This is a genomic window from Dolomitihabitans soli, from assembly GCF_022213955.1.
Lineage (GTDB): Bacteria > Actinomycetota > Actinomycetes > Streptosporangiales > Streptosporangiaceae > Streptosporangium_A > Streptosporangium_A soli.
In genome coordinates, this window is sequence record NZ_JAKNTW010000048.1 from 22,680 (window position 1) to 29,257 (window position 6,578).

The following is a 6,578-nucleotide window of genomic DNA, read 5'->3' on the forward strand; positions in this document are numbered from 1 at the left end:
CGGATACGCCGAGCTACCGGCCCGATCCGTCCCGCCTCCCGGTCGCCGGTTCGCCGGCCGTACGGGGAACCCAGACTTGCGAAGACGCCCCTTCCTTGCGCTCTTCCTTGTCCGGAGCGGACCCCGCCCCCTTGGATGGTCACCATGACCCGCACACTGGACGTCAGTCGCGATCTCTACTCCACAGCGCAGCGCTACCTGGCTGGAGGGATCTCCAGCGACGCACGCCGTACCTCCGGCGTCCCCCTCTACGTGGACCGCGCGGCGGGCGCGCGCCTGTGGGACGTGGACGGCAACGTCTATCTCGACTACGTGCTGGGGCAGGGGCCGGCGCTGCTCGGACACTGCCCGCCGCCGGTGGTCGAGGCGATCGCCGCCCAGGCCGCGCGCGGCATGGTCTACTCCGCCCAGCACGCCGCGGAGGTGCGGGTGGCCGAACGGCTCTGCGCGATGGTGCCGTCGGCGGAACGGGTGCGCTTCAACACCGTGGGCTCCGAGGCGGTCCACGCCGCCCTCAGGCTGGCCCGCGGTTTCACCGGACGGACGAAGATCCTCAAGTTCGAGGGCCACTACCACGGCTGGCTGGACCCCGTCCTCTACAGCGTCCACCCCGCCCTCGACCTGGCCGGACCGGCGGACTCCCCCGTCGCCGTGCCCGGTACGGCGGGGCAGCAGCCCGGCCACGACGACGACCTGATCGTCTGCCAGTGGAACGACATCGAGGCCCTGACCCGCCTGATGAAGCGGCATGCCGGGCAGATCGCCGCGGTGATCGCCGAGCCGGTGCTCTGCAACACCGGCGCGATCCTGCCCGTCCCCGGTTACCTCGAGGCCGTGCGCCGGCTCTGCGACGAGTACGACACCCTGCTCATCTTCGACGAGATCATCACCGGTTTCCGGCTGGCCCCGGGCGGCGCGCAGGAGTTCCTGGGGATCACCCCGGACCTGTCGGTGTTCGGCAAGGCCATGGCCGGGGGCATGCAGGTGTCGGCGCTCGTCGGCAAGGCGTCCGTGATGGACCACATCTCGACCGGGAAGGTCGCGCACGCGGGGACCTTCAACTCCCAGCCGGTGGGCATCGCGGCTGCCGAGGCGACCCTGCGCATCCTCGACGAGCAACGCGACGAGGTGTACGGCACGCTGTTCGCCCGTGGCTCGGCCCTGATGGAGGGCATCAGGGCGGCGGCGGACAAGGCGGGGGTGCCCCTGCTCGTCGACGGCCCCGGGCCCGTCTTCCAGACCTACTTCACCGACGCCGACGCCGTACGCGACTATCGCGGCTTCGCCGCGACCGACCGGGCGCTGATGGCGCGGTTGCACGCGGCGCTGCTCGACCGCGGCGTCAACATGGTGCCGCGCGGCCTGTGGTTCCTGTCGGTCGAGCACACCGAGGCCGACATCGCCGCCACCGTCGACGCTTTCGCCGAGGCACTGCGCGCCCTGTGATCCGAGCCGGGGGGGCCCCCGGGGCGGGGGGGGGCCCCCGCCGGGGGGGGGTGGGGGGTGGGGTGGGCGTTAGTTTCGCGTCCTGGGGGTGGAAAGGCTGGATTGCGACTTTCGATCGGCTGTAGCCTCTCAGCTGCGAGTAGATGCCGTTTCGGGAGATTTTAAGATCTATTGACCAACCCTTGACTTTGAATGGCAAAAACGCAGTAAACGCATGGCATTCTGAAGCACGTGTATAACGGGAAATCCATTTTCACCTTGTTTGCGGCCGTCGTCGTGCTGGTCGCGGGGATCACCACGCCGGCGCTCGCCCAGCCCTCCCGGTCGCCGATGTCGCTCCGCGACCCGGGCGACACGAGCAAACCGGCGGTGTTCGCCCGCGCCTCCTATCTGATCGACGTCACGACGGGAGAGGTACGGCTCAGCCGGCGGGCGGAAAAGCGCATGCCCGTGGCCAGCCTCACCAAGGTGATGACCGCGTACATCGTCGTGAGGGAGGCGCAGCCGACGGAGACGGTCAGGATCAGGGCCGGGGACACGCGGTACGCGGCGAACGGCGGCGGCACCACGGCCGACCTGCGAGTCGGCGACCGCCTCACCGTTCACGACCTGCTCTACGCGTTGATGCTGCCGTCGGGCGCGGACGCCGCCCACGCGCTCGCCCGCACCTTCGGCCCCGGCATCGACGGGTTCACGGACCGGATGAACGCCACCGCCCGCGAACTCGGCATGACCGACACCCACTACGTGAACGCCGACGGACTGCCCACGCCCGGTGGCGACGGCTACTCCACGGCACGCGACCAGGCACTCCTCGCCGACGCGGCGCTCCGCGACCCCGCATTCGAAGCGATCACCTCCACCCGGAGGCACTCCGTCGCCGCGAACGCCGACCACCGCGCGTACACGTGGACCAACACCAACAAACTGCTCGGCGCGTCCGGCGCGGTCGGCGTGAAGACGGGCTTCACCCGCGCCGCGGGCTACTGCCTGACGTTCGCGGCCGACCGTGACGGCCGCCGGCTGGTCGGCGTGCTCCTCGGCGAGTCCGTCTCCAGCCGACGCTTCCAGACCGCCGAGTCGCTGCTGGACTGGGCGTCGGCGACCCCCGCAGAGGGCAAGGACAGAAGCGACCTGTCAGCTTCACGGCCGTAACTAAACGACCGAGCTTGCAGCTCCTCGCCGTCGATGGATTCGACAGTTCAGGCCGCGTCGTCGGCAGCGTGACTCACTGCCCAGCCCGCCACACCGCGCGAGGCGATGTTGCGGGCTGCGTTGACGTCGGCGTGCTCAGCGAAGCCGCACAACGTACAGGCGAAAGTTTCCTGATCAGGTCGGTTCTTCTTATCCACATGCCCGCAGAGCGAGCACTGCTGTGAGGTGTAAGCCGGATCCACCTGAACGAGCGCGATCCCGGCGCGGGCCGCCTTGTAGGCGATGAACCCGCCGAGCTGGTGAAAACTCCACGAGTGCAGCGTGACCCGCTGGGGCTTACGGAGCCGTACCCGGCCGCGGATCCCGCTCAGGTCTTCGAGCGCGATACCTTGCCCGGTGCGTGCCGCCTCGGTCACGATGCATTTGGCAATGGTGTGGTTGATATTTGCGGCGAACCGCGCCTCCTTACGGCGGCGTCTCTTCAACAAACGCCTGGCGGACTTGGTCTTCTTGACCTGCAACCGGCGGCGCAACTCCCGGTGCCGGTGCCGGACCGCGTTCAGCCCCTTGCCCGAGCGGCGGACACCATCGCTGGTCGTGGCGATGTTCGCGATCCCCAGATCCACACCCACGAATCCGTCCGGGGTGCGCACCGGCACGTCCGGGAGATCGCACGTGGCGATCAGGAACCACATGCCGTCCCGATGCACGAGGTCGGATTCGCCCTTGCGGTAGGCGGCCAGTGTCGTGAGCTGATCCGCAGAGGCGGTGAACGCCACGTTCTGCATTCGCCCGGTCACGGTCCAGATCGACACCGTCTGGGCGTCCATCTGCCACGACAGGCACCGGCCATCGAACGGTTGCGCCGCCTGGGGGCGGAACACGATCGGTTTGTCCTCGGCTCTCGTCCGCCGCCGGGAGCCTTCCGCGCCCAGGTTCCCCGCGCGGATGTTGGACTTCAGCGTCGTATAGGCGTCGGCGACCTTCTTGATGACATGCTGCGCGGCCTGAGCCGCCAGCCCGTACCCGTCCTTGATCTGCCTGTAGACATGCTTACGCAGGTCGTAATTGCGAAATACCCGTTGCTCGTGGGCGAGCGCCGAGACCCACATGGCGGCATCGTTGCAAACGCGCAGGGTCGCCGCCAGCGCCCGTTTCACGGTGTTCTTCGAGATGCCCAGATACCGGGCGATGGCCTTGATCGGCATCTGCTCGGCTCGGTGCAACCGGCGGATCTCCGCCCAGTCCTCCACCTTGATCACCCTCCAGAGTTACTGAAGGGGGTCCACTTTCGGCCGCCGCCAGGGGGTCACGATTCGCGCGTCGTCAACAGTGTCGGTGCTGCAGTACGTGAAGAACCTGTTCGGTCGGCAGGCTGCTGATACGGTCCGCGGTCGGATCGAATGGAAGTATGCGCTCAGGCTTGAGTTGGATGACGTGGGCTTACAAGATCCGGGCGGGAGTCGAAGGAACGATCTCCTAAGCAGTCCGAGCCACGGGCATGCGCCGATCCCGCTACATCGGCCTGGACAAGACGCACCTCGGCGCTGTGCTCACCGCATCCGCGACCAACCTCATCCGACTGGACGCCTAGCTCATCGAAACCCCCGCTGGGAACCGACACGAACGTCCCATTTCACAGACCTGGAGCTCGCCCACCATCAAAATAGGGCAACGGAGTCGTGAACGCCCGGGCTTCCACAACAGACCACGCTGAAGCTCCACTGACCGGGTGGGCCTGGAACGTCCCCCACCGGAAGCCGGAGGCGCTCACCGAACCGACGCACCGGCCGGTCATCGCTGGTCACGCGGAGGGAAGCATTGTGTGGCCGAGAGGACACCTCTGCATTTGAACTACGTGCAGTCACTGAGCGACTACTAATTGTCGCAGTCATTGGATTGCCGCTCCCCCGCAGGAGAGCGGCCCCGAACAGGAGACGCACATGTTCACAAGCAACAGGAAGGCCCGCGCGGCCGTACTGGTCGGTGCCGCCCTGACCGTCGTAGGCGCCGCAGGCGTGGCCGGCGCCTCGATCGTGGCCCAGCCCGCCAGCAGCGCGCCCAACGCCCAGGTCGCCGGCCTCATCAACGCCAACGGCACCATCGCCCACGAGAAGGGCGTGATCACGATCACCCACCCCCGCACGGGCGTCTACTGCATCCGCACGGAGATTCCCGACGTCCGGCGCTCGATCGCGCTCGTCAGCTCGTGGCACTACGGCCGGATCGTCTCGGCCAGCACCGTCCCCAACCCCGATTGCGGCAGCCGGATCGACACGGTGCGGGTCGCCGTCACCGACCACAACCGCACGACCGTGAACGACTCGTTCACCATCGCCGTCCCCTGATCCCCCCGTGCGCGGGCCGTCCGAGGGTACGGCCCGCGCACCCGCCCTTCGTTCGACCACGTCGCTGAAGAGCAGGTGGAAGGACATGCCCACCTCATCTCTGAGATCAGGAAACCGCACGTCCCCGACCCATGCGGCCATAATCGACGCAGACCGCGAACAGCTCCATGGAAACAAAAATGGAAACACCCGGTCAGGTAGCGGTTTCTGGGTCCGCGGGCCCTTGGGAATGAGATTGGCGACGGCCTCCGCCGCCTCGTCGTGCACGGCCCTTCGTCAGCGGATGTGCCAGATGGCCGGAATGCCAGAACAAGAACGGGGCGGTCAAACGTCGACACAGTCCAGGCCCTCAGTTTCTCGCTGATCCATTTCCGGTTCTGGCCGCCCACCGCAGCCGACGAGGCTGATGCGTGGTCCTGCCCATGTGATCGGCCCACAGGGGACGACAGCAACGGGCCAGGTCACTGGCATCAGAACGTGAAGGTCCTCGTCGACAATCCGGAGGTGGCCGTCTTTTGATGTGGTGCTTTACGCCGGTCAGCGCAGGCGTTTCGCCTTGGGGAGGGTCAGCTTGTCGACAGCGTCGCGGCGGCGGCGGCCTGGGCGGCGGTCGTAGCCGACGGTGGTGGCTGGGGAGGAATGGCCGGCGAGATCCTGCGCTGTGGCGAGGTCGACGCCGGCGTCGAGGAGTGCTGCGCGACATGATGGAGCGCCATCTCGTCGACCGCGAGCCGATCACCTGGCACCTGCCGCCCGCCTGGGCGGCCACCTGGCCTCCTACTCCTGACATACCGGCGGCATACTGCGCGTCGCTACCTTGGCGCGTGTGTCTGACTCGGTATGGCGGCTCGCCGCCGCGTTTCTGGTGCCCGTCCCTCCAGCCGCCGCCGCGCTGTCCGACCTGGGCTTCTTCGGCAGGTGGAGCGCTGGCGCCTGGGCAGTGGGCCTGCGGCTGAACTACGCGCTCGCGGGCCTGAAGCCCACGGAGAGCGCTGTCAAGGCGGGCGACTACGCGCTGGCCGAGCAGCGGCTGCTGGAGTGCTACCGTGCGTGCCCGACCATCGAGACGGCCGTACCCTTCCAACGCACGGATGCGCTCATCTACGCCGCGGGGGTGGGGGCCTGATGAGCGAGCTCAACCGCAGGCGGGCGCTGGCGACCCTGGGTGGCTCTCTGGCCGCAGGGCTCGTGCCCGCCGGGGCTGCGCAGGCCGCAGCCTACGACTCCACGATCGTCGTGGACGCCGCCCGCAGCCTGGGCACGTTCTTCAACCCCGGGTGGTACATCAACCACACCCACCCGAACTGGTACTTCTCCAAGGGCCTGCTCCCGGACCGGACGCTCAAGCAGCTCCAGGACGACTTCAACGTCCGCTGGGCCCGCGTGGTGGTCAAGATGGAAAAGCCGCCCGAGCTGAACTTCCCCTACCTCGACCAGGCGGCGTCCTACGCCAACCGGCTGCTGCTGAGCTTCACCTCCTCCACGAACACGGTGAAGACCCCGCAGCAATGGGAGACCTTCATGCGGGAAGCCCTGCTCGTCTACAAGGCGCGCTACCCGCAGATCGACTGCGTGATGCCGTGGATCGAGCCCAACCTCGGGATCGTCGGCGGCCATCCGGATGAGACC

6 protein-coding genes and 1 pseudogene are annotated in these 6,578 nt (G+C 67.8%); 6 read left to right on the forward strand and 1 reads right to left on the reverse strand.

The annotated features are described in order from the left end of the window. Positions 1 to 144: 144 nt before the first annotated feature. Entirely contained in the window at positions 145 to 1,446 is a 1,302-nt protein-coding gene (locus tag MBA17_RS47055; protein WP_238505421.1) for an aspartate aminotransferase family protein, read from the forward strand. Positions 1,447 to 1,677: 231 nt separating this feature from the next. Further along, entirely contained in the window at positions 1,678 to 2,601 is a 924-nt protein-coding gene (locus tag MBA17_RS47060; protein WP_238505422.1) for a D-alanyl-D-alanine carboxypeptidase family protein, read from the forward strand. A gap of 47 nt (positions 2,602 to 2,648) precedes the next feature. On the opposite strand, the gene MBA17_RS47065 is transcribed toward MBA17_RS47060, so the two are convergent. Further along, positions 2,649 to 3,863 carry an RNA-guided endonuclease InsQ/TnpB family protein gene (locus MBA17_RS47065; RefSeq protein WP_238505423.1) on the reverse strand — a complete coding sequence of 405 codons (1,215 nt, stop codon included), beginning with the start codon at positions 3,861 to 3,863 and terminating at the stop codon, positions 2,649 to 2,651. A gap of 182 nt (positions 3,864 to 4,045) precedes the next feature. On the opposite strand from MBA17_RS47065, the pseudogene MBA17_RS50875 reads away from it, so the two are divergent. The 4 genes and pseudogenes from MBA17_RS50875 to MBA17_RS47085 all read left to right on the forward strand — a co-directional run. Continuing rightward, positions 4,046 to 4,287 (forward strand): annotated as a pseudogene (locus tag MBA17_RS50875) (transposase); the annotation flags it as partial. A 257-nt stretch (positions 4,288 to 4,544) separates the two neighbouring features. Continuing rightward, entirely contained in the window at positions 4,545 to 4,949 is a 405-nt protein-coding gene (locus MBA17_RS47075) for a hypothetical protein (RefSeq protein WP_238505424.1), read from the forward strand. Between the two features lie 826 nt (positions 4,950 to 5,775). Continuing rightward, complete coding sequence (locus tag MBA17_RS47080; RefSeq protein ID WP_238505425.1) at positions 5,776 to 6,075, forward strand: hypothetical protein; 300 nt, start codon at positions 5,776 to 5,778, stop codon at positions 6,073 to 6,075. After that, the coding region (locus tag MBA17_RS47085) for a hypothetical protein (protein WP_238505426.1) at positions 6,075 to 6,578 on the forward strand (504 nt) is incomplete at its 3' end. The genes MBA17_RS47080 and MBA17_RS47085, both read left to right, overlap by 1 nt.

Bases quoted from the DNA above. Each gene is read 5' to 3' on its own strand.
- MBA17_RS47055 (WP_238505421.1), top strand. From the start codon at position 145: ATGACCCGCACACTGGACGTCAGTCGCGATCTCTACTCCACAGCGCAG.
- MBA17_RS47075 (WP_238505424.1), top strand. From the start codon at position 4,545: ATGTTCACAAGCAACAGGAAGGCCCGCGCGGCCGTACTGGTCGGTGCC.